The sequence below is a fragment of the Nitratidesulfovibrio oxamicus genome (genome assembly GCF_015731765.1).
Taxonomy (GTDB): Bacteria; Desulfobacterota; Desulfovibrionia; order Desulfovibrionales; family Desulfovibrionaceae; genus Cupidesulfovibrio; species Cupidesulfovibrio oxamicus.
This window is the reverse complement of the sequence record NZ_VRYY01000154.1, coordinates 1-22477: the sequence shown is the minus strand read 5'-3', so window position 1 is coordinate 22477 and position 22477 is coordinate 1. Positions and strand designations below refer to the sequence as shown.

The 22477-nt window shown below is 64.5% G+C and carries 14 protein-coding genes and 1 tRNA gene; 10 read left to right on the top strand and 5 right to left on the bottom strand.

Features of this window, described 5'->3' with window-relative positions; all coding sequences use genetic code 11:
- Nucleotides 1-568 precede the first annotated feature (568 nt).
- On the bottom strand, nucleotides 569-2395 hold the full coding sequence (locus tag FVW20_RS06755; RefSeq protein ID WP_196608828.1) for an FAD-dependent oxidoreductase: 1827 nt from the start codon (nucleotides 2393-2395) through the stop codon (nucleotides 569-571).
- 300 nt (nucleotides 2396-2695) lie between these two features.
- On the opposite strand from FVW20_RS06755, the gene FVW20_RS06750 reads away from it, so the two are divergent.
- The gene (locus tag FVW20_RS06750) at nucleotides 2696-3202 is read left to right on the top strand and encodes a peptidylprolyl isomerase (RefSeq protein WP_196608827.1); all 507 of its coding nucleotides are present in this window, start codon (nucleotides 2696-2698) and stop codon (nucleotides 3200-3202) included.
- A 176-nt stretch (nucleotides 3203-3378) separates the two neighbouring features.
- Nucleotides 3379-5187: an SDR family oxidoreductase gene (locus FVW20_RS06745; RefSeq protein WP_231038932.1), complete on the top strand. Its 1809-nt coding sequence runs from the start codon at nucleotides 3379-3381 to the stop codon at nucleotides 5185-5187.
- Between the two features lie 538 nt (nucleotides 5188-5725).
- Here the strand turns inward: FVW20_RS06745 and FVW20_RS06740 are convergent.
- The gene (locus FVW20_RS06740; protein WP_196608826.1) at nucleotides 5726-7042 is read right to left on the bottom strand and encodes a M23 family metallopeptidase; all 1317 of its coding nucleotides are present in this window, start codon (nucleotides 7040-7042) and stop codon (nucleotides 5726-5728) included.
- A gap of 1088 nt (nucleotides 7043-8130) precedes the next feature.
- Between FVW20_RS06740 and FVW20_RS06735 the strand changes: the two genes are divergently transcribed.
- The 5 genes from FVW20_RS06735 (at nucleotide 8131) to FVW20_RS06715 (ending at nucleotide 17251) form a co-directional block, all read left to right on the top strand.
- Entirely contained in the window at nucleotides 8131-9465 is a 1335-nt protein-coding gene (locus tag FVW20_RS06735) for a DnaA ATPase domain-containing protein (protein WP_196608825.1), read from the top strand.
- 139 nt (nucleotides 9466-9604) lie between these two features.
- Nucleotides 9605-10771, top strand: coding sequence for a DNA polymerase III subunit beta (locus FVW20_RS06730; RefSeq protein WP_196608824.1), 1167 nt, complete (start codon nucleotides 9605-9607; stop codon nucleotides 10769-10771).
- A gap of 310 nt (nucleotides 10772-11081) precedes the next feature.
- Nucleotides 11082-13478 carry a DNA topoisomerase (ATP-hydrolyzing) subunit B gene (gene gyrB, locus FVW20_RS06725; RefSeq protein WP_196608823.1) on the top strand — a complete coding sequence of 799 codons (2397 nt, stop codon included), beginning with the start codon at nucleotides 11082-11084 and terminating at the stop codon, nucleotides 13476-13478.
- A 313-nt stretch (nucleotides 13479-13791) separates the two neighbouring features.
- Nucleotides 13792-16230, top strand: a complete 2439-nt coding sequence (gene gyrA, locus FVW20_RS06720; RefSeq protein WP_196608822.1) for a DNA gyrase subunit A — start codon at nucleotides 13792-13794, stop codon at nucleotides 16228-16230.
- A gap of 250 nt (nucleotides 16231-16480) precedes the next feature.
- The gene (locus tag FVW20_RS06715) at nucleotides 16481-17251 is read left to right on the top strand and encodes a tetratricopeptide repeat protein (protein WP_231038930.1); all 771 of its coding nucleotides are present in this window, start codon (nucleotides 16481-16483) and stop codon (nucleotides 17249-17251) included.
- A gap of 217 nt (nucleotides 17252-17468) precedes the next feature.
- On the opposite strand, the gene FVW20_RS06710 is transcribed toward FVW20_RS06715, so the two are convergent.
- Nucleotides 17469-17912 carry a universal stress protein gene (locus FVW20_RS06710; RefSeq protein WP_196608821.1) on the bottom strand — a complete coding sequence of 148 codons (444 nt, stop codon included), beginning with the start codon at nucleotides 17910-17912 and terminating at the stop codon, nucleotides 17469-17471.
- A gap of 253 nt (nucleotides 17913-18165) precedes the next feature.
- Complete coding sequence (gene asnS, locus FVW20_RS06705) at nucleotides 18166-19560, bottom strand: asparagine--tRNA ligase (protein ID WP_196608829.1); 1395 nt, start codon at nucleotides 19558-19560, stop codon at nucleotides 18166-18168.
- A gap of 886 nt (nucleotides 19561-20446) precedes the next feature.
- Between asnS and FVW20_RS06700 the strand changes: the two genes are divergently transcribed.
- Together FVW20_RS06700 and FVW20_RS06695 are read left to right on the top strand one after the other, a co-directional pair.
- Nucleotides 20447-20644: a DUF8462 domain-containing protein gene (locus tag FVW20_RS06700; protein ID WP_504739146.1), complete on the top strand. Its 198-nt coding sequence runs from the start codon at nucleotides 20447-20449 to the stop codon at nucleotides 20642-20644.
- A gap of 294 nt (nucleotides 20645-20938) precedes the next feature.
- Nucleotides 20939-21014: transfer RNA gene (locus FVW20_RS06695), tRNA-Ala, on the top strand.
- 142 nt (nucleotides 21015-21156) lie between these two features.
- Here FVW20_RS06695 and ngr read toward each other — a convergent pair.
- On the bottom strand, nucleotides 21157-21765 hold the full coding sequence (gene ngr, locus FVW20_RS06690) for a nigerythrin (protein ID WP_196608820.1): 609 nt from the start codon (nucleotides 21763-21765) through the stop codon (nucleotides 21157-21159).
- A gap of 326 nt (nucleotides 21766-22091) precedes the next feature.
- Here ngr and FVW20_RS06685 point away from each other — a divergent pair.
- Nucleotides 22092-22477 (top strand): hypothetical protein (locus FVW20_RS06685; RefSeq protein ID WP_196608819.1); only part of this gene is annotated, 386 nt, incomplete at its 3' end.

Genomic DNA, 22477 nt, shown 5'->3' with positions numbered 1-22477 from the left:
CGAGGTGTACCCAGGAAAACTTTCCACCTTTTTCTGGGTGAAGTTTGTTTTCGGTTTAACCACCGGAGTGAGGACTTGTTCCCCATACTTTTAAAGGCATTGAAGACAAGTCCAGCAAGAGATTTTATAACGGATTAGTCCGTTTTGGTTAGGTATTACCATTGATTTTTAATGCCAACAACACTGTTGGAGCTCTGGCCATTCAACGAAAACGTAACGTGCGAAGAAGCATGTGCCGCCGGGCGTTGACGGTGGCACATGCGTCGCAACGGGGGTGTGGGCAAGGGAACCCGAGTGTTGAAGGAACTGCGGGAGATTGGCGCACATCGCATTCCCGCCGCCAGATCACCCGAAGGCGCTTTGGCCGAGTGAAGCTGCCGCCGAAGGGACGCCGCGCATGAAAACCTGGGGGGACCAGGGGGGCAGCGCCCCCCGGAGCGCGGGGATGCAAGGGGCCATCGCTCAATGGCCCCTTGCCCGCCGGAGGCATAACGAGATCGCGCGTGGTCAAAAGGGTACGACTGTCTACGTAGAAGCCGTATCAAAAAGGGCACACGCCCTTCCCCCCTCATTCCCCCTTCTTCTTCCAGTACGGATTCTGGGTATCCTCGAACGCGGCCAAGGCCGCCGTGGCCCCGCTGCCCACCGCCGTGACGATCTGGCGCACGCCGCCGGTCACGTCGCCCGCCGCGTAGATGCGCGGGATGTTGGTGCGCATGTGGCGGTCCACCTTGATGGAGCCGTCCTTTTCCAGCACAACGCCAAGCTCCGCCGCCTGTTCGGAATTGGGGATGTGCCCGATGGCCACGAACACCCCGTCGAACGGCAACTCGCTGACTGCATCGGTCTTCACGTTGCGCACGCGGATACCGCGCACCACGCCGGTATCCGGCTCTGCCGGGGCCGTTCCGGGGGCAGCATCCTTTCCGTCCTTTCCTTCCTTGCCGTCCCCTCCGTCGCCTTCGCGCACGGGGGCCACGGTGTCGCCCAGTATCTCTTCCACCACGGTATCCCAGATCACGGCGATGCCTTCGCGCTCCAGCGAATCCTGCAGGGCCTTCTCGGCCCGGAAGCTGTCGCGCCGATGGATGATGGACACGTCCGCGCCCAGGTTCTTCAGGTGCAGCGCGTCGGTCAGCGCGGAATTGCCCCCGCCGATCATGGCCACCCGCTTGCCCCGGTACATGAACCCGTCGCACGAGGCGCAGTACGACACGCCCCGCCCGTAGAAGCGGCCCTCGCCCGGCGCATCCAGCTTGCGCCACTGCGCCCCGGTGGCGAACACCAGCGCCTTGCACAGGTACACGGCGCGGTTGGTGTACACCTCGATGAGCTTGCCGATCTTCACCTCGTGCACCGTTTCGCCTTCGCGCACGGTGGCGTACTGGCGGGCATGGGCGGAAAGCACCTCCACCAGCTTCAGCCCGGCGATGTCGGTGAAGCCGGGGTAGTTTTCCACCACCGGGGTCACGGTCACCTGGCCCCCCACCACTGACTTGTCCAGCACCACGGTCTTCATGCCGCTGCGCTCGCCGTAGATGGCGGCGGAAAGGCCCGCCGGGCCAGCGCCCAGCACCACCATGTCGGTTTCCACCACGTCCAGCCCCTCGGGTTCCATGCCGTGGGCCCCGTGGGCATGATCATGCCCTTCGTGACCGGGTTCCATGCCGTGCTCGCGCATCAGCTCGTCCGCGTTCTTCAGGGTGACCAGTTCCAGCACGAAGCGTTCTTCAGGCATCAGGCCGATGGCCTTGTGCGCGTCGTCGTACTGGGTGTGCGGCACGGAGCCCACGCCGTACTTCTTGGACAGGTCCGGAAATTCGTCGGAATTGACGCATTCCGCCTCCACCAGGCCGGGCCGCTCGATGGCGCACTTGGCCGCGTGCATGAACTGGCCGGGGCAGTACGGGCACCCCGGAGAGGAAAACACCCGGGGCCTGCGCGGTTCCTGCAACTGCGACAGGATGCGCCGCGAGGTTTCCGTAAGGCCCGACTGGCGCAGCGACACCAGAAAGATGGATTCCACCAGCGCCCGGCCTTCCTCGCCCAGCGGGGCTCCGGTGAAGCGGATGCGGTAATCCAGCTTTGGGTCCGCTTCCCCCGTGCCCACGAACAGGGTGGGCGACAGGGTCACGTCGCGCCGTCTGGCTTCTTCGGAATCCAGCGCGTGGTGGTGCATGGAAATCTTGTCGATGATCAACGACAGGTCTTCGGCAAAGCGGCGGGTGTAGCCGTTGAAGGCGTTCTTTTCGTCTCCGTCGGTGAACACGTCGAGCACCACGGGGTTCGGCAGCTTGGCGAACAGCTGGGTAAGCTGCTTGCGCCCGTCCTCGGGGATGAACCAGTCGCGACCTGCGGCATCCTTGCCGCGAGAGTTGGATACGCTGAGCTTCATGGTGTGGCTCCTTGGGTGCTGCGTTGGGGGTGCGCGGGGTCCGGCAGGCTTCCGACCGACATCAGAGGCGCATCAGGATTCGAGCCGGGTTTGAGCCGGGGCGCATGCTGAATGCCGGATGCTGCCGGTACCATAGCATGGTGTAGCCATGCGGAACAACACAGGCAAGCGGCAAGAAGACGCGCGGGTGGTTCTTTTGGACCGTCCGCCGCGCCCGATGGCGCGGGACAGTGCCCGGCCCTTGCGTTTCGCGCGGGTTGACGGCAAAGAGGGGGCAACATTCCCCGTCAGGAGACACCCATGAGCAATCCCGTCATTCTGCTGGAAACCTCTTCCGGCGATATCCTCATCGAACTGGATGCCGAAAAGGCCCCCGCCACCGTGGCAAACTTTTTGAGCTACGTGGATTCGGGCTTCTACAAGAACACCATCTTCCACCGGGTCATCAAGGACTTCATGATCCAGGGCGGCGGCCTTTCCGTGCGCATGGAAGAAAAGCCCACCAACGCCCCGGTGCGCAACGAGGCGAACAACGGCCTCAAGAACCTGCGCGGCACCATCGCCATGGCCCGCACGGCGGACCCGCACAGCGCGGCGGCCCAGTTCTTCATCAACACCGTGGACAACGTTGACCTCGACCACACCGAGGAAACGAACGAAGGCTGGGGCTACTGCGTGTTCGGCCAGGTCATCGAAGGCATGGACACCGTGGACAAGATCCAGAAGCTGAAGACCAAGCCCCAGGGCATCCACACCGACGCCCCGGCGGACATGGTGGTCATCACCGGCGTGAGCCGCTTCGAATAGCCGCGCCACCCCATATGCTCCGCAGGGGGGAGGGAACGCCATGCGGCGTTCCCTCCCTTTTTCGTTCCGGAGGGGCACGGCGTACGGCATGCCTTTGACAGTACTGCCGGACTGCTGCACCATGCTGGCAGACTGCGAAAACTCCATCCGACAGCCGACAGCCAGAAGGATGCCCCATGCCCACAAACACCGCGCCACCAAAGGGTACGTCCGACGACCATTCAATGACTGTCACCCCACCGACCGGCCCGACTCCGCTGACCGGCCCGACCGCTCCGGGTGAACATCGGGAATCGGAACACGCCGGAATCGCCCGTTCGGACGCAGCTCCCGCGCCCCACCCATCGCCCAAACGGGGCGCCGTGCTCGTCACCGGGGCCACGGGTTACGTGGGCGGTCGTCTGGCCCCCCTGCTGCTGGAACGCGGCTGGAACGTCCGCGCGCTGGCGCGCAACCCGGCCAAGCTGGCGGGACGCCCGTGGGCGGGCCACCCCGGATGCACCATCGTGCGCGGCGACATGCTGGACGAGCCGTCCCTCCGCGAGGCCCTGCGCGGCTGCGACGCCGCGTTCTACCTGGTGCATTCCATGAACCCCGCCGTGGCCGCCTTTGCCGATGCCGACCGCAAGGCCGCCTACTGCATGGTGCGCGCCCTGCAAGCCCTGCGCGACACGCAGAGCGGGCTGCCCAGGGTCATCTACCTCAGCGGCCTGCTGCCTCCGGAAACGGGCGTGGAAGGGCACGGCCCCAGTCGCATTTCCGAGCATCTGCGCTCCCGCGCCGAGGTAGGCGAGATACTGGCCCTGTCCGACGCGCCGCTCACCGTGCTGCGCGCGGCGCAGATCATCGGCTCCGGCAGCGCCTCGTTCGAGATCATCCGCTACCTGGTGGACCGCCTGCCGGTCATGATCACCCCGCGCTGGGTCCACATGCAGTGCCAGCCCATAGCCATCAGCAACGTGCTGGAATACCTTGCGGGTTGTCTGGACCACCCCGAAACGGCGGGACAGGCCTACGACATCGGCGGCCCGGACGTGCTGAGCTACCGGGAACTGTTCGACATCTACGCGCGCGAGGCGGGCCTGCGCAGGCGGCTGATCATCCCCGTGCCGCTGCTGACGCCGGAACTTTCCGCCCACTGGCTGCAACTGGTCACACCGGTGCCGGTGGCGCTGGCGCGCCCGCTCATCCACGGGTTGCGGCAGCGCGTGGTGTGCGGCGAAACGCGCATCCGCGACATCATTCCGCAGGATCTGCTGCCCTGCGCCGAGGCCATCCGCCGTGCCCTGGACCGGCTGCGCACTCACGCCGTGCCCACCCGCTGGGCCGATGCGGGCAGCCCTGCCGTGCCGGAATGGGTGACCTGCGGCGATGCGGACTACGCGGGCGGGCACCTGCTGGGGGATGGCTGGGGAGTGCGGCTGGCGGCCACGCCCGAAGCCGTGTGGAAGCCGGTGGAGCGCATCGGCGGCGATACCGGCTGGTATCAGGATGACGCCCTGTGGCGGCTGCGCGGCCTGCTGGACACCCTGGCCGGGGGGCCGGGGCTGCGGCGCGGCAGGCGCGACCCGGAAACCCTGCGCACGGGAGATGCCCTGGACTTCTGGCGGGTGCTGGACGTGCAGCCGGGCAAGCGCCTGCTGCTGCTGGCGGAAATGAAGGTGCCCGGCGATGCCCTGCTGGAATTCGTGGTGCGCCCGGTGCCCGACGCAGAACATGGCGGCGATGCCGTGGCAACGTCCACGGGCGCCGCAGCCACGGAGTTGTGGATGCAGTCCTGGTTCCTGCCGCGCGGGCTGGCCGGGCTGGCCTACTGGCATGTCCTGCTTCCGGTGCATGGGCGCATCTTTCGGGGCATGCTGGCGGCCATCGCCACGGCCACGGGCGCGCCGGTGCTGCGGCCCCCCTTCCGCCTGCCCGCGCAGCGCAACCTTGCCTGCGCCCTGCCCGGCGTTCCACCCGCCAGATCCTCTTCGCCATCCTGACGGCCCGCTTGCCCGACGACCGGGAGCGTCGACCTGCTCCCCCCGCATGGCCGCCGCGCAGCGTTACGCGGGCAGCAGGCGCAAGCGCAGGCATGCCGCGCTACGCATGATGTTCCAAAAAAGCATGTATTATTTAAAACAAGTAACACGTTTACGCACATACGATGTCACCATTTCGCCTGACAATGGCGCTGCATGGTGCCCATCGCCATGTCATCGGAAATGACGATACCCGCCGTTCGCGTTCATATTTTCTTCCATCTTTACAGCATGTTTCACGCGAAACGCACATCAGTAACAATTGCCCGATCTTTGCCCGCAGTGTCTCGCCACACACACGCGTATCGGTCACTTGCCGCACCGGAAACGCCCCGCCACCCCCCTCGCCTGTATTGCCCAAGGCTGATGCCAAGTGCGGGCTGTCGAAGCAGCGCCCACAACCGGTGACCTTCCGATGGCTTTCCCATACCCACAACACAAAAGCGCGCCGCCCCCGCAGGGGACGACGCGCCGTGTGCGCATTTATATGCAGCGAAATCTAGATGTTGGGAAGCTTCTGCACATCCAGCGTGGCCAGGTCGCCCTCGCCGTCCAGATACGGGCGAATGGCGTCCATCTGACGGCGGAAGTCGGGCAGCAGCTTGCGGGCCACGGGTTCGGAGCGGGGGCTGATGTTCTTGGTGGGGTTGATGAACTTGCCGTCCTTCTTCAGGCGGAAGTCCAGATGCGGACCGGTGGCCCAGCCCGTGGCGCCCACGTAGCCGATGACGTCGCCCTGCTTCACCGTGGCGCCCTTGCGCACTCCGCGCGCGAAGCCGGAAAGGTGGCCGTAGTAGCTTTCGTACCCGTTGGCGTGGCGCAGGATGATCAGGTTGCCGTAGCCGTTGCCCCACCCGGCGGATGACACCACACCATTGCCCACGGCCTTGACCGGGGTGCCGGTGGGTGCGGCATAGTCCACGCCCTGATGGGGCCGCACGTCGCGGAAGATGGGGTGCTTGCGGGTCAAGGTGTACCCGCTGGAAATACGGGTGAACGACAGGGGCGCCTTGAGGAACGAGCGTCGCATGGATGCCCCTTCCGGGTTGTAGTACTGCGGGATGCCCAGGTCGTCGTGGAACAGGTAGGCGCGGTGGGTCTGGTCCTGATTGGTGAAGATGGCGGCCAGCACCCGGCCGTACCCCTTGAATTCCCCGTCTCGGAAACGTTTTTCCACCAGCACGGTGAAGCTGTCGCCCTCGCGGATGTCGCGGATGAAATCCACTTCCCAGCCAAATATGTCGGCCAGGCGAATGGCCAGGGTGGGCGATTCGCCCGCGTCGGCCACGGACTGGAACAGGTTGGAATCGATGACGCCCTCGACCCGGACCACGTCCATGTCATAGTGAATGGGTTCCACCCGGGCGGCAAAGGAATCGTCGGTCTTGCTGACTATGAGTTTCTGCGAATCGTCGATTTCGTATTCGAAGCGTTCCAGGCCGCCCACGCTGGCGTTTGCCACCACGGTGTACGGCTGCCCGGCGCGCAACCGGGCCAGCGAATACACCTTTTCGGACGCGGCCACCATGGTGTGCACATCCACGGAGGACAGCCATTCCTGCAGTATCTTGCCCGCCGTGTCGCCGGAGGAAACCACCCCCTGCACCACCTCGGGCTGGCCGTCGCCCTGCCCACCTTCGGTGCGCAGTTCTGGGGGCAGTTGCCCGGAAGGCGCGGTGGCGTTGCCGTCAGCCGCCGTGATGTCGGAGGGGGGGTCGGCATGCTGCTGTCCGCGCCGCAGCACGAATGGCGCGGCGACCAGCAGAAGGATGACCAACAGGACGATTCCGGAACGCTTGGCGGAAGGCAACTGCATGAAACCTCGTGCAACGGGGCAGACCCGAAAACCAGCCGGGCGGCGGCAACCGACCTGGCAGTCGGACCTGGCGCGCGGAAGATGTCGGTACGGTCTGCGCTTCGGTGATGGGGCGGCCCCGCGCCGCGCAGGCCCAGTCTGGCCCGGTCTGGCCCAGTTTGGCCCGGTCCGGAGAACAATGGGACCGGCAAGGGCTACGCGCCTGTGAAAGCCCAGACTGGCCGGAATCGGCCAAAACCGGGCGGGCCTGGGTTCGAGCCGTGGCGGCCCGGGGGAACACCCGAAGGGGTGCCTTGCCGCGATCTTGAAGCGAACGGCAATGGGTCGCGGCCTCGACGGGCCTGGGCAGGCGTCAACAGGCGGGCGGGTCCAACCGAAAAAGAACGGGCTAACCCTAGCCGTGCCGTGGGGAATTGTCCAGACGACCGACTGATTCTGCACATCGTTGCACAAACGGCCCCAGAGGCGCGAAACCGGACCGGGCCGAACCGGGATGCGGAATATTGCGCTCGCGGCCCCAGCGGGCAGCCTGGCGCGACAAAACCGACCTGCCCTCTCGCCCCGACCTTCACGCCGGTCACGTCGCGCTCACTTCCCCCTGCCCGCGCCAAGGCAGCGCCCTTCGAGCACTGCCCCGCACCTGTCAAACACAGCCGGTCCCGCCATTGGCGGCGTGGCGTTGCCTGATCTCGACGTCAGACTTCGCGGGCGAAAGCGCACGCCGCGATTCCCGGCGTGACAGCGGACCTGCATCAGCTACCCGGCTTGAAGACCGTCACAGTGCGCCGGTATGCCATTTTGCCGCCGCACCGCGTCCGGACCCACGCCCGGCCTTGTTCGGGATCGATGAATATGATAATGATGCGCACTTGGGCCACGGCAATCCGCCGCCTTCTTCCCTGCCGGTCCGCACCGCGTCCGCCCCCCTTCGGGAGTCGCTGCCGCGGCCCGGACCAGACAACGTCCGCCACGGCAATGTTCACGGACCCGGAAGTGACGACACGCGCCGTTACCCGTTTTCTGGGTCCGCGTTCCCCACACCCGCAATGCCCGGCCAGCCGGGTTCACACAGGACCAATCCGCCGCCCGTGTTGAAAAAAGCCCTGCGCCAACACCTTCAGCAGACCTGCCAGGAGCAGGATCTGCGCCAGTGGTACGACCCGCTGGCCATAACCCTGAGCACCAACGACAAGCGGCTGGAGGTCCAGTTTCCGCACTCGTTCTTTGCCCAGTGGTTTTCGGCCACGGCGCAGGTGACCTTTGAATCGCGGCTGCGCGAATTCCTGGGCGACGGCTACGTGCTGCGCTACTCATCGGGCAACGGCAACCCGCTCCAGGCGGCGCCGGCCCCAAAGGCTGCCCGCCAGCTGGACTACCCCTTTGGCGCGCGGTTCACCTTCGACACCTTCCTGAGCAACCGCAAGAACCAGTTCCCCGTGGCCTCGGCCAAGGAAGTGGCCCGCGACGGCCGCGACCCGCGCGACAGGGCGTACAACCCCTTCGTGGTGTGCGGCGGCAACGGCAACGGCAAGACGCACCTTCTTCGCGCCATCGCCAACGAACTGAGCCGCTCGCGCGATGAAAACGCCATATTCTGCGGTTCCGTGGACGAACTGGGCACCCGCTTCGAAGGCCTTTCCGCCACCGGCGTCGGGGCGGCGCAGGAACGACAGCAGGCCCGCAGCCGCCTGTGCGCCCACGAGGTGCTGGTGGTGGACGACCTGCAGCGCCTGCGCGACCAACCCTTTCTGCAGGACGAACTGACCTTTGCCTTCGACCACTTTCACGACAACGGCAAGCAGATGGTCTTTGCCTGTACCGGCAAGCTGGCCGACCTGGACTTTCTGCCGCCCAAGCTGCGTTCGCGCCTGGAATGGGGGCTGATCGTCGAACTGCGCGAACCGGACCTTGACGTGCGGCTGAAGTTCATCCAGCAGCAAAGCCGCTCGCGCAACATCCGGCTTTCAAAGGAACACGCCCTCACGCTGGCCCAGCGGTTCCGCGAATTCCGCCACCTGCAAGGCATCCTGGTCAAGGTTGGCGCCTACCGCCAGCTGATCAACCGCGACATCCAGGACCGCGAACTGGAACAGATACTGCGGCACACCGACAACGGCACGGGCAACAGCCTGACGCCGGACGCGATCATCGCCGCCACGGCGGAGCAGTTCGGAATCCCGGCCCGCGACGTTGTGGGGGACAAACGCCAGCAGCACATCGTGCAGGCCCGTCAGGTGGCCATGTTCCTGTGCCGCGAACTGCTGGGCAGTTCCTTTCCTGCCCTGGGCCGGGTGTTCGGCGGCAAGGACCACTCCACCGCCATGTACGCGGTACGAAAAATCAAGCAATTACAGCAAAGTGACAAAGATATGCAACTTTTGGTGACCGACCTCAAAAGAAAGTGCCTAACTCGGGCCGAATGAGCGCCCACCCCCTTTCGGCTGTTCCTTCGGTTCCCACGCGGTGCATTGTGATGTTCGCGGAAATTTCAATTCATTTCCTCAGGTTGAACTGGTTACGCACCTAGACACAGGCCCTGCTACTACAACAGGAGATCCAGATATGTTTCTGAGAATCCAGAAGGAAGATGTCATCGAAGGCCTGCAGAAGGCCGCCAGCATCATCCCCGCCAAGACGGGCGCGGCCTACCTGCGCTCCATCTGGCTGAAGGCCGAGAACGGTTCGCTCAGCGTACTGGCCACCGACTCGAACATCGAGTTCCGGGGCGCCTATGCCGCCGAGATCGAACAGCCCGGCCTGGCGGGCGTGCAGGGCCGCGCCTTCGTGGACCTGCTTCGCAAGCTGCCCGGCGGCCAGATCACTCTCAAGCTGGATGGCGAAAGCGGCAACCTGCTCATCGAGCAGGGTCGCCGCAAGTACAAGCTGCCGGTGAATGACCCGGTGTGGTTCCAGAATTTCTCGGAATTTCCCGCCGACGGCTCGGTGATGTGGTCCGGCGACTACCTGCAGGAGCTCATCGAGCGCATCGCCTTCTGCATCAGCGACGAGGACGCGGTGGAGGCCATCGCCTGCCTGTCCCTGAAGCCCGGCGCGCAGAACGCCATCGAGGCCTGCGGCCTGAACGGCCACCAGTTCGCCATGCTGCGCTTTACCCATGACGAACTCATGGCCATGCTGCCGCCCGAAGGCATCCTGATCCAGAAGAAATACCTGGGCGAACTGAAGAAGTGGCTGGGCACCGACGAGGTGGAACTGAACATCTCCGAAAAGCGCCTGCACTTCCGTACCGGCGACGGCAAGGAAACCTTCAGCCTGCCGCTGTCGTACTACCAGTACCCCGACTACATGAACTTCCTGGCCAAGCTGTCCGCCGATTCCGTGTCCCGGCTGGAACTGCCCCGCAAGGACGCCATGGACGCCCTGGACCGCCTGCTGATCTTCAACACCGACTCCAACCGCTGCACCTACTTCGACCTGGACGGCAACGGCGGCGGCGGTGACGTGGTGCTCTCCGCCCAGGGCCAGGACGTGGGCTCGGCCACCGAAACCCTGGAAGCCACCTACAGCGGCGACATCAAGAAGATCGCCTTCCCCACCCGCAACCTGATCGAAATCATGGGCCACTACCGCTCAGAACGGCTGGGCCTGACCCTGACCGGCAGCGAAGGCCCCTGCGGGCTCAGCGGCAGCGACGACAGCGAATACACCGTGATCATCATGCCCATGAAGATCGTGGAAGAGACCTACTACAGCGAGGAAGAGGTGTAGGGGTTGTATCCAAATTGTCCTTTCGCCCGTTGGCTGCGTCAAACTTCGCCTGCCATGTCGGTCGAATACGATAAGAGTATACTCCCTCATGGCAGGCTTGTTTTCCTTGCCAACGAACGAAAATTCTAATTTGGAAACAACCCCTTGCGCGCAGTGCCGCTGCGGTACCTTTGCCAACCGCCGGGGTGAGTCACCCAGACGCTTTTTGCGGGGTGCAGGGGCGGCAGTCCCTGCCCGCCGGAGGCGTAAAAAAAGCCTCAACCCCAAGCCTTGAACGCTGAAAATCCGTAAGTTGGAGACGATCCCAAAGATGACCACTCCCACGGGACAGACCTATACCGCAGACAGCATCACGATCCTCGAGGGTCTGGCTGCCGTCCGCAAGCGCCCTGCCATGTACATCGGCTCCACCGATGCGCGGGGCCTGCACCACCTTGTGTACGAGGTGGTGGACAACTCCATCGACGAGGCCATGGCGGGCTACTGCTCGCGCATCGTGGTCAAGTTGCACCTCGACAACAGCGTCACGGTCAGCGACAACGGCCGCGGCATCCCGGTCGACCTGCACCCCAAGGAGGGCAAGCCCGCGGTCGAGGTCGTCATGACCAAGCTGCATGCGGGCGGCAAGTTCGACAACGACGCCTACAAGGTGTCGGGCGGGCTGCACGGCGTGGGCGTGAGCTGCGTGAACGCCCTTTCCGAGTGGCTGGAAGTGACGGTGCGCCGCGACGGCAAGCGCCACCGCATGCGTTTCGCGCGTGGCGCGGTTCAGGGGCCGCTGGAGTTTCTGGGCGAATCTGCCAACCACGGCACCACGGTGCACTTCAAGCCGGACGAGGAAATCTTCGAGACGGTGCAGTACTCGTACGAGACGCTGCGCAAGCGCTTTGAGGAACTTTCGTACCTCAACAAGGGTCTTGAAATAGAATTCACCGACGAGCGCAGCGCGGAAACCCACGTGTTTCGCGCCGATGGCGGCATCCGCCAGTTCGTCAAGGACCTGAACTCCGGCGAAAGCGGCATCCATCCCATCATCGACGGTGAAGGGGTGACCGACGGGGTGACCGTGGACTTCGCGTTGCAATACAACGCGGGGTACAAGGAAAACGTGCTCACCTTCGCCAACAACATCCGCACCAAGGAAGGCGGCACCCACCTGGCCGGGTTCAAGACGGCGCTCACCCGCGCCATCAACGGCTACATCAAGGGCCAGCCCGACCTGGTCAAGAAGATGAAGGGCACCGTGCTTTCCGGCGACGATGTGCGCGAGGGCCTGACCTCCGTGGTTTCCGTCAAGCTGCCGCAGCCCCAGTTCGAGGGCCAGACCAAGACCAAGCTTGGCAACAGCGAAATCGCGGGGCTGGTGGCCGGCATCGTGTACGACAAGCTGAACGTGCACTTCGGCGAAAACCCCAAGGACGCGCGCCTGATCATTGACAAGGCCGTGGACGCCGCCCGCGCCCGCGATGCGGCCCGCCGCGCCAAGGAACTGGTGCGCCGCAAGGGAGCCCTGTCCGACAACTCGCTGCCCGGCAAGCTGGCCGACTGCCAGTCCAAGGACCCGGCGGAATCGGAACTGTTCATCGTGGAAGGTGACTCCGCAGGCGGTTCGGCCAAGCAGGGCCGCGACCCCTCCACCCAGGCCATCCTGCCGCTGCGCGGCAAGATCCTGAACACCGAGCGCACCCGCTTCGACAAGATGCTGGCCAACAAGGAAGTGAAGGCCCTCATCACCGCCATGGGCGCAGGGATAGGCGAGGACGACACCGACTACGACAAGCTGCGCTATCACAAGGTCGTCATCATGACCGACGCCGACGTGGACGGCGCGCACATCCGCACCCTGCTGCTGACCTTCTTCTTCCGGCAGTATCAGGAACTCATCGACCGCGGTCACCTGTACATCGCCCAGCCGCCCCTGTACCGGGTGCACAGCAGCCGCTTCGAAAAGTTCATCAAGGACGATCCGGAGCTGAACGCGTTCCTGCTGGAACGCATCAGCAACGACATCACCATCCGTACCGAATCGGGCTGCGCCTTCACCGGGCCGGACATCATCTCGCTCATGAAAGCCATCGAACTGGTGTCCGCCAAGGTTCGCGACGTGGAAAACATCGGCATCGCGCGCGAACTGTTCCTGGCCTTCATCGAGTACGAAACCCGCATCGAACCCCAGTGGTTCACCGAGGAAGACCCCAACGGCCTGCGCCAGTGGCTGGACGACCGGGGCTACTCCGTGTTCGCGGAACGCGAAGACACCGACGAGGACAGCCGTACCTTCGTGGTTTTCGAAGACACCAACGGCCACCGCACCCGCGTGGGGGCCGAGTTCTTCCACTCCAAGATGTACCGCCAGGCCTGGGACGCCCTTGCCGACATCCGCACCCGCTGCGGCAGCCTGCGCTGCACCGTGGACCGCAAGGGCGAAACCAGCGACGCCGAAGACATCTTCGACCTGTTCCGCCTGGTGCTGGACGAGGCCCGCAAGGGCATCAACATCCAGCGTTACAAGGGCCTGGGCGAAATGAACCCGGAACAGCTGTGGGTGACCACCATGAACCCGGAAAACCGCACCCTGCTCCGCGTCACCGTGGACGACGCCGAAGAAGCCAGCGAAGCCTTCGAACAACTCATGGGCGATCGGGTGGAACCCCGCCGCGAGTTCATCGAACGCAACGCCCTGTCCGTGCAGGATTTGGATATCTAGAAGAGTTTGGCGAGTGCCGGGGAGGGGACCCTTTGGAAAGGGTCTCCCTCCCCGGACCCCTCCCCCCCAAACTTTTTATCGGGGTGGTTATTCTCCCTATTGAGGGGGTGCAGGGGACGGCAGCCGTTAGGTGAGCGCGTAGCGCGAACCTTACGGATGGCGATCGCAGCGCGCGATAGCCCCCTGCCCGCCGGAGGCGTAAAAAACATCTCCCCTCCATGGTTGTCGTCAGACCGCCGGAGGCTCAGTAAAAATCTGTTCTCTCCGGGCATGGCCGCAATAGTGACAGCCCATCGAGAAGCGAGGCAAACCAGTGTCGCAACAGGTCAGCATAGAAAAGGAGCTCAGGAAGTCGTACCTCGAGTACTCCCTGAGCGTTATCATCGGCCGCGCCATCCCGGATGCGCGCGACGGCCTGAAACCGGTGCACCGTCGCATCATGTTCGCCCAGCACGAGCTGGGCAACGGCTACACCCGCCCGCCCAAGAAGTCGGCGCGCGTGGTCGGTGACGTCATCGGTAAATACCACCCGCACGGCGATTCCGCCGTGTACGACGCCCTGGTCCGCATGGCGCAGGATTTCTCCATGCGCGATCCCCTGGTGGACGGGCAGGGAAACTTCGGCTCCATCGACGGCGACGCCGCGGCGGCCATGCGATACACCGAAGTGCGCATGTCCCGCCTGGCGGGCGAATTCCTTGCCGACATCGACAAGGAGACGGTGGACTTCAGGCCCAACTACGACAACACCCTGCTCGAACCTTCGGTGCTGCCCACCAAGGTGCCGAACCTGCTGCTGAACGGTTCGTCGGGCATCGCGGTGGGCATGGCCACCAACATCCCGCCCCACAACCTGGGCGAATTGTGCGGAGCCCTGCTGCACATCGTGGATGAGCCGGGCTGCACCGTGGAAGACCTGATGGACCATGTGAAGGGTCCGGACTTCCCCACGGCGGGCTTCGTCTACGCCGGGCAGGGCCTGTACGATGCCTACACCACCGGGCGCGGCACCGTGAAGGTGCGCGGCAAGGTGGAGATAGAAGAGCGCAAGAAGGGCCTGCAGGCCATCGTCATCCGCGAGATTCCCTTTGCGCTCAACAAGTCGAGCCTGGTGGAGAAGATCGCGGCGCTGGTCAACGAGCGCAAGATCGACGGCGTGGCCGACCTGCGCGACGAATCGGACCGCAAGGGCATCCGCGTGGTCATCGACCTCAAACGCGGCACCATCCCCGACATCGTGGTCAATGCGCTGTACAAGTACACGCCGCTGGAAAGCTCGTTCGGCATCAACATGCTGGCCGTGGTGGGCAACCGCCCGCAGCTGCTGAACCTGAAGCAGGCGTTGGAGATCTTCCTCGAACACCGGCGCGAGGTGATCATCCGTCGCACCCGGTACGACCTGCGCAAGGCAGAGGCGCGCGCCCATATCCTGGAAGGCCTGCGCATCGCCCTCGACAACATCGACGAGGTCGTCGCCCTGATCCGCGCGTCCAAGACGCCGCAGGACGCCAAGGACGCGTTGATGGGCCGCTTCGAGCTGTCCGAGGCCCAGGCCCAGGCCATCCTGGACATGCGCCTGCAGCGCCTGACCAACCTCGAACACGAAAAGTTGATCGAGGAATACAACGAACTGCTCAAGAAGATCGAATTCTTCCGGTCGGTTCTGGAAAACCCCGAAGTGCTGCGCTCGGTCATCCGCGAGGAAATAGGCGAACTGCGCGACACCTTCGCCACCAAGCGCCGCACCGAGGTGCTGGAAGAAGAGCTGGACGGCATCGACATCGAAGACCTGATCCCCGACGAGGACGTGGTCATCACCCTGTCGCGCCGCGGCTACATCAAGCGCACCACGCTGGACAACTACCAGCAACAGCGCCGTGGCGGGAAGGGCATTGCCGGGGTGCACACCTCCGAAGACGACTTCGTGCAGGACTTCCTGACCACCACCAACCACCAGTACCTGCTGTTGTTCACCAACCATGGCCGCATGCACCAGATCAAGGTGCACCGAGTGCCCGAAGGCAGCCGCACGGCCAAGGGCGTGCATATCGCCAACCTGGTGCAGCTGGACAAGGACGAACTGGTCACCAACGTGCTCACCGTGCGCGAGTTCGCCGAGGACCGGTACTTCCTGTTCGTGACCCGGCGCGGCATGGTCAAGCGGTCCAGCGCCTCGCTGTACGCCAAGTGCCGCAAGACCGGCCTCATCGCCGTGGGCCTGCGCCCCGAAGATGAGCTGATCATGGTGCGCGAGGTGGACGAGCACTGCCACATCGTGCTCACCACCAACGACGGCATGGCCATCCGCTTCCAGTGCGAGGACGTCCGGCCCATGGGCCGCAGCGCCACCGGGGTCAAGGGCATCGCCCTGCGCGGCAAGGACCGCGTGGTGGCCTGCGTCATCCTGGCCGAGGAAGACACCACCTCCATGATCATGTCCGTGTCGGCCAACGGCTTCGGCAAGCGCACCAAGGCCGACCTGTACCGCGTGCAGTCGCGCGGCGGCGTGGGGGTCAAGAACTTCAAGGTCACCCCCAAGACCGGCGACGTCATTGGCGCCATGCCCGTGCGTGACGATGACGCCCTTGTCCTGCTCACCTCCACCAACAAGATCCTGCGCATGGGCCTCAACGACGTGCGCAGCGTGGGCCGCGCCACCCAGGGCGTGCGCCTGGTGCGTCTGGACGAAGGCGCCCTCGTGGTCGGCTTTGACCGCATCGACGAACGTGAAGTGGTGGACGGCGAGGAATAGTCCGGGAAGAGAGGATGAATCGGGGGAGGCGAGGGAAACTTTTGGAAAAGTTTCCCTCGCCTCCCCCGTACCCCCTCCACTCCCTTCAAAACTTTTTAATAGGTATACCAGCAGATTCGTTTTTATCCTGAGGGGCACCGGAATGCGTATGTTCGGATCATTGATGTTCTGTGCGCCCACCCAATTGAGAAGTTTGGGAGAGGGAGGGGTATGGGGAGGGAGAACCTTTTACAAAAGGTTCTCCCTCCCCATGTCCATTCTTTTCCTGATAATACTTTTGATACTCAGTGGCTGCGAGAAGGCGGCGCCGCCGGACGACATGGCGGATGCGCGCAAGGCGGCGGGCGAGCGGCGGTACGGCGAGGCGGAGAAGTTGCTGGAGCGGTACCTGCGTTTGAACCCGGAGGGTGAGGAGCGTTGGGAGGCGTGGCAGCGGCTGGTGCAGATCACTCAGGACGTGCGGGGCGACGACAAGGCGGCCATGGAGTTGCTGGAGGCCATGTACCTTGAGTTCGGCATGGACGGTGACAAGGCGCGCGAAGTGCTGGTGCGGCTGGGCGGCCTGCTGGAGACGGCCCGGCGTTGGGACCGGGCGGCGGACGTGTGGCGCAAGCTGATGGAGGTGCCGGACCTGCCGGGCGACGAGAATGCCCGGGCGCATCGGCGGCTGGCGCGCATTCATGCCTCGCGGCGCGAGTTCGGCATTGCGGAGGATGTGCTGCAACAGTGTCTGCAACTGAAGGCCGTGGAGGCTCGCCGCGCGGAATGTCTGTACGACCTGGCCGACGTGCAGATGGCCATGGAGCATTTTGCACGCGGGGCGGACCTGGCGCGACAGATTCTGGCCATGCCGGGCGCGGAGAAGGAGTTGAAGGCGTTGGCCGGGTTCCTGTTGGGCGATGCGCTGGAACAGCAGGGCAAGAACGCGGATGCGCTGACCGTGTTCGAATCGGTGCGCGAGACGTATCCGAATGAGATGGTGGTGGATACGCGCATCCGCCAGTTACGCAAGGGGCGCTAGACGCAGCAGGAAGGCCCACGCGGTGCGACCGCCGTTCCCCGCAGGGGGGAGCGGCGGTCGCGTCGTTTCAGGGGCCGGAAAAGAGATGTGGGCCGACGGGCGATGCGGAGCGGATGCCGGGGCTGCCCGACCGCGTTGCGCAACCTGCCCGCAGGGATCGCAAGCACGCTCAACGGCCACGCTTCGGCCAACGAGCGAAGACAATTTGCAAGAGCCTCTAGGCGGCCACCATCACCGTGCACGGCGCTTCGCGCACCACGTGTTCCGCAGTGCGGCCCACGTCCGGTTCGTCGGTGGAGCCGGTGCCATGACGTCCCATGACGATGAGGTCGCAGTGCTCGCGCTGGGCCATGCCAAGAATGGTTTCCGCCGCCGGGCCTTCCACGGTGTGCTCCATGTACCGGACCTGATGGTCCTGCAGGATGTCGCGTGCGGGCCCCACCCGTTCGTGGGTGGAGGGCGCCGCGCATCCGGAAAGTTCGTGCATTCCGCCGGTTTCGCCAATGGGTAAAGACAGGGACAGCGAGGGGTGCGGGTCGGCGCAGTGCAGAAGAATGACCTCCGCTCCGGTGAGGTTGGCGATGAGGGCGGCCTGGCGCGCCGCACGGTAGGAACCCTGGGTTCCGTCAATGGCCAGCAGAATGCGAGATGGCTTGATCATGTATTCCCCTTGTCCGTCCCCCCGCTCCCTTGTGGGGAATGCGGCGGCGTGACAGCGCGCGGCAAGGCGGTGCACACAGGGCCGGGCAGACGGACTTGCCATTACCATACCCGCTCGGTGGGGACTGGGCAATGGGGGTGGCGAAAAAATGGTGCTATTGCTTGCTTTGCGGGTGGGTGGGCGACGCGGAAAATGAAAACGCGGCGCGGGGTTGCCCCGGCGCCGCGCGTACGTGAGATTTTTGAGACGAAGTTTAGAATTCGAGATTGCCGGGTGTCCGGGGAAAGGGCACCACATCGCGGATGTTGGCGATGCCGGTCAGCAGCATCAGCAGCCGTTCGAAGCCCAGGCCGAAGCCCGCGTGCGGCACGGAGCCGAAGCGCCGCAGGTCCAGGTACCACCAGTAGTCGTCGGGGTTCTGGTCCATTTCGCGGATGCGCGCTTCCAGCACGTCCAGCCGTTCCTCGCGCTGGCTGCCGCCGATCAGTTCGCCGATGCGCGGCACCAGCACGTCCATGGCGGCCACGGTCTCGTTGTCGTCGTTCAGGCGCATGTAGAACGCCTTGATGGATTTAGGGTAGTTGTAGACGATGACCGGTTTGCCGAAATGTTCTTCGGCCAGGTAGCGTTCGTGCTCGGTCTGCAGGTCCAGCCCGAAGGACACGGGATAGTCGAACTTCCTGCCGGAAGCCTTCAGCAGTTCGATGGCCTCTCGGTAGGACACCCGGGCAAAGGGCTGGTCCGCGATGGTGCGCAGCCGTTCGATCAGTCCGTTGTCCACGAAGCGGTCGAACAGCTCGATGTCGGCGGCGCAGCGTTCCAACACGCGGGTGACCACGGTGCGGGTCATGGCTTCTGCCAGTTCCATGTCGTCGTTCAGGTCCGCGAAGGCGAATTCCGGCTCGATCATCCAGAATTCCGCAGCGTGGCGGGCGGTATTGGAGTTCTCGGCGCGGAAGGTGGGTCCGAAGGTGTAGACCTTGCCAAGGCCCATGGCCAGCGCCTCGGCCTCCAGCTGGCCGGACACGGTGAGGTTGCATTCCTTGCCGAAGAAGTCGGCCTCGAAGCGGTTGCCGGAAGGCGGAACCGGGGTGCTTGATGCGCCGGAAGCGGGCAGGGTGGTGACGCGGAACATCTCGCCTGCGCCCTCGCAGTCCGAACCCGTCAGAATGGGCGTGTGCACGTGGAAGAAGCCGCGCTCGCGGAAGAATTCGTGGATGGCGTAGGCGGCCTCGGACCGGATGCGGAATGCCGCGCCGAACTTGTTGGTGCGCGCGCGCAGGTGGGCGATGGTGCGCAGGAATTCGTCGGAATGGCGCTTCTTCTGCAGCGGATAGGTTTCCGCGTCGGCGCCGCCCAGCAGGGTCAGGGCGGCGGCGCGCACTTCCCACTTCTGGCCCTTGCCGGGCGATTCCACCAGTTCGCCGCGCACGTCCACTGCAGCGCCGGTGTTCACGTCCTTGATCACGGCGTAGTCGGGCAGGGCCTCGTCCACGATGCACTGGATGTTGGCCAGGCACGATCCGTCGTTGATTTCGAGAAACGAGAAGCCCTTGGCGTCGCGCCGGGTGCGCACCCAGCCGCAGATGCGGATGTGCGCCACGGGGGCCTGGGCGGTAAGGGCATCGGCCACGGGGGTGCGGGCCATGGAGTTGGCGGAAGCGGTCATGCGGCGTCTCCTTGGTGGTCGGTATGGCGGCCCGGCGTGTGGTGCGGCGGGCGATGCATGCGCAGCGCGAGGAGGGCGCGGGGTAACGCGCGGCGGGCGCGGCGCATGTGGAAAGGGTGTACGGTGCAATGGTGGGGCGGTCAACGGGGTGTGGGAGGGGAGGGGGGAGGGGTGAAAGGAGGAAGAGGAGGGCAGCTTCTACGGAGTCACGCCAGCCAAATAGACCACGCTCGATTTCGTTATGCCTCCGGCGGGCAAGGGGCCATTGAGCGATGGCCCCTTGCATCCCCGCGCTCCAGGGGGGCTTCGCCTCCCCTGGACCCCCAGCTTTTCATGCGCGGCGTCCCTTCGATGGCAGCTTCCCTCCGGCGCAAGGCGCCTTCGGGCGATCTGCCACCGGTGACGCCAATGCGCACGAGGCTCTCGCCGTAATGTCGAGGCGAGGGTGCCGTTAGCCACGGGCGTCCTGCACCGCATTCTAAGCCGGGCGGCTTCCCTACGGCGCAAGGCGCCTTCGGGCGATCTGCCACCGGTGACGCCAATGCGCGTGGCGCTCCCGGTGGCATGGCGGAGCCCGTTGCGACGCATGTGCCGCCGCCAAGGCCCGGCGGCACATGCTTCTACGCACGAAGCGTTGTCGTTGGGCAGTGGTGCGTGGACCCAACGCACCATGGCCCTTTGGGAAAGAATGCCCCGAAAGGACAGTGGAGCGAGAACCGGGGCGAGCAGGTGCGGCAATGGCTTGGAGCGCGCGGCGTGGGCGTGCTAGGGTGGCGGCAAGGTCTGTGATTGGTGGAAAAATGGAGTGGTATGCGGTGAAATGGTTGACGAGTGGCGCCCATTTTATTATCAGTAATTATTACTGATTAACTCAGAAAGGAGTACATCCATGGAAGATCAGGTTCTCAAAGCCATGAAGGAAGCGGGAAAGCCCGTGCGTCCCGGCGACATCGCCAAGGCCCTTGCCGTGGATTCCAAGGACGTTTCCAAGGCCATCGACGCCTTGAAGAAGGCTGGCAAGATCCACTCGCCCAAACGCTGCTTCTACGAGCCGGTGGCGTAACGCCCCGGGCAGGGCAGCGTGAACGGATGGTAATCGCACCGAGACGATGCGACAGCCCGGAGCGCATCCGGGCCATCTGACCCACCCGTTTCAAAACCCCCGTCGCGCCCGCAAGGGCGGCGGGGGTTTTCCCTTGCGGATCGTCGTGAAGGCGGGATGAAGGCCTGCGGTGCGGAACGGGGCAGCGAAGATGCGCCCCGCCGCGCGATTTTCCACCCTGATTGTTGACAAACCCGGTGTGCTGGGGCAATGTCTGCTCCGCGCCCGGCCAAGCCGGTGCGTCCCAACACGCCTGGGGCTGTAGCTCAGTTGGGAGAGCGCTTGAATGGCATTCAAGAGGTCAGGAGTTCAATTCTCCTCAGCTCCACCAGAAAGGATAAGGGTTCCACATCACTGTGGAACCCTTTTTCCGTTCCGGGTCCGGCGTCCTTCCCGTATCGCGCCTGCCGTGGGCGGATTTTCGCAGGGCAATTGCGCGGCCCGCGTACCCGATAAACTGTTCCGGCCTTCGCTCAGTACGCCGTAAAGGTGCTCTTGGGGCGGAAGCAGATGGGACACTTCTCGAAGTCCTCACCCTTGTGGATGTACCCGCAGATGGGACACAGGTAAAACGTGTCGTCGTCCGGCGCATCCAGGTCGTTGTAGGCGGCCAGGTAGCGTTCGGCGTGCACGGATTCGGCCAGTTTGGCCCGCGTGAACACGTGGACGGCCTTGCTGTTCCCTTCTTCCTGGGCCTTCCTGATGAAGGCCGGGTACATGTCCGACGTTTCGTAAATTTCGCCGTTGGCCCCGGAAATGAGGTTGAGGTCGCACGCCCTGGCGGCGGGCGCGGCCACCGCGGGCTTCACGTAGCCGGGTTCCATTTCGGCCACCAGGGTATACTCAAGATCGATGTGGATCAGCTCGGCCGCCGCCGTGGCTTCGAAAAGCCGGGCGATCTGCGTGTAGCCCTGCTCGCGGGCGGCCTTGGCAAAGGCCGTGTACTTGGCGTGGGCTCCGGTTTCACCGGCAATGGCGGCCTTGAGGTTGTCGAGGGTGCTGCCCACAACGGTCTTGCTGTCCGCCACCGTATTGAAATTTGTTGCGTTCTTGACCGTGGGTATCTGCGCGCGAACTTTCATGGATGCATGCTCCTTTCCGTTTGCTGGCGAGTGGCTGTACCCAGCCGGGAAGGTGCAGTGAATCTGCACAACCCCGAACCAATACCGATCATGACAATTTCTGCTCCCAATCGTAGTATGCGTCAAGTTGCGGGCCCCCAGCCTGAGGGCACGGCCATGGCCGTGTCTCTGCCCAGGAACGCATGGGGGCGGTCAGTCACACCTGATCCGCCCAGTCGTACGTGGTCGAACCACGTGCCGGGGGAGCAGGGCGTGGGGTTCCGGCCACGCTTTCGGGCCGGAACGGTTGATGGCTGTCGGGCCAACCGGCACATGATGGAGTGAGCATGGCGTTCAGGCAATGGATGACCGCATGGATGGTGGCCTGCCAACTGGCCATCTCTGCTGGTGCGGTGATGGCAGCCGGTGGGCAGCGGGCGGACGGGGTCGCGCCCGCAACGCCCGTCATCCCTTGCTCGCCGGAATGGGTGGCGTTGATTGACGGCAGTATCCCCACCAGTGACGGGCAGGGCCACGGGCCGGACCTCGGTTCCGACGAATGGAAGTCCGTGGTGGAATTCCGGCTGGGTTTGCGTGGTCGCGCGGATGTCCCCGAGCGGGACGATCCGGCGTGGTGCAGTCTGGTCGACAGGCTGGTGCGTGGCGCGCCCGCCGCGCCGCGCGGGGGCGATGCCGCCCCCACGGAGGGACCGTCGTTCCCGTGCACGGACGT

Excerpts from the sequence above, each read along its gene's own strand:
- FVW20_RS06745 (WP_231038932.1), top strand. The coding sequence starts at position 3,379 with ATGCCCACAAACACCGCGCCACCAAAGGGTACGTCCGACGACCATTCA.
- FVW20_RS06715 (WP_231038930.1), top strand. The coding sequence starts at position 16,481 with ATGTCCATTCTTTTCCTGATAATACTTTTGATACTCAGTGGCTGCGAG.
- ngr (WP_196608820.1), bottom strand. The coding sequence starts at position 21,765 with ATGAAAGTTCGCGCGCAGATACCCACGGTCAAGAACGCAACAAATTTC.
- FVW20_RS06730 (WP_196608824.1), top strand. The coding sequence starts at position 9,605 with ATGTTTCTGAGAATCCAGAAGGAAGATGTCATCGAAGGCCTGCAGAAG.
- gyrB (WP_196608823.1), top strand. The coding sequence starts at position 11,082 with ATGACCACTCCCACGGGACAGACCTATACCGCAGACAGCATCACGATC.
- FVW20_RS06740 (WP_196608826.1), bottom strand. The coding sequence starts at position 7,042 with ATGCAGTTGCCTTCCGCCAAGCGTTCCGGAATCGTCCTGTTGGTCATC.
- FVW20_RS06710 (WP_196608821.1), bottom strand. The coding sequence starts at position 17,912 with ATGATCAAGCCATCTCGCATTCTGCTGGCCATTGACGGAACCCAGGGT.
- FVW20_RS06755 (WP_196608828.1), bottom strand. The coding sequence starts at position 2,395 with ATGAAGCTCAGCGTATCCAACTCTCGCGGCAAGGATGCCGCAGGTCGC.
- asnS (WP_196608829.1), bottom strand. The coding sequence starts at position 19,560 with ATGGCCCGCACCCCCGTGGCCGATGCCCTTACCGCCCAGGCCCCCGTG.
- FVW20_RS06750 (WP_196608827.1), top strand. The coding sequence starts at position 2,696 with ATGAGCAATCCCGTCATTCTGCTGGAAACCTCTTCCGGCGATATCCTC.